Here is a 646-nt window from a genome sequence, read left to right as displayed (position 1 = left end):
TTCAAGTTTCTTAATTGATTGTCTGATAATCGTGTCGCGTTTTCGTTCCTCGTAATAGGTTGGCCCCAATTCAATGTAAGGTTGTCTACGCTTGAGAATGTAATATGCGATCATCAATATGCTGTGAGCTACGGCTACTGCTGCTCGACTGGCTCCCCGGCGTGCGGCAATCCGATGGTATTGACTGGACAAATACGTATTCTTCGTTCTCCCGGCGGCGCGTGCCGCTTCAACAAGAGCGCTTCGGAGTTTCTTGTTACCTTTACGGGTCGTTCCTGATTTCCGTTTACCGGCACTTTCATTTTGACCTGGACACAGCCCCGCCCATGAACACAAATGAGCGGCGGAGGGAAATTGATCCATATTGGTGCCGATTTCGGCTACAATCGTTTCAGCCGTTCTTCTCGCCACTCCGGGAATCGTGTCCAGCAGTTCCAGGTCTTCTTCAAAAGGGAGCATGCGCCTCTTGATCTCTTCGTCCAGTCTGCCGATTTCTTCGTCCAGATAATCGATGTGCCGCAGTTGTGCCGCCAGCATCAGCTTCTGATGGTTTCCCATCAGTCCTTTCAGGGCACGTTGTAATTCTGCTTTTTTGTTTTTCAATCGCCGCTGTGCCAGTTCCGAAAGCAATTCCGGGTTTTCTTCA

Annotated in this window: 1 protein-coding gene; it reads right to left on the bottom strand. The window is 49.8% G+C overall.

What is annotated here, in order from left to right:
- The coding region (locus ABEV74_RS11880) for a transposase (protein ID WP_430146256.1) at positions 1-646 on the bottom strand (646 nt) is incomplete at both ends.

Source organism: Paenibacillus cisolokensis (genome assembly GCF_050481165.1).
In the GTDB taxonomy this organism is placed as follows: domain Bacteria; phylum Bacillota; class Bacilli; order Paenibacillales; family Paenibacillaceae; genus Paenibacillus_AH; species Paenibacillus_AH cisolokensis.
The sequence above is the reverse complement of the archived record's forward strand: the minus strand, read 5'-3'. Positions and strand labels throughout refer to the sequence as shown.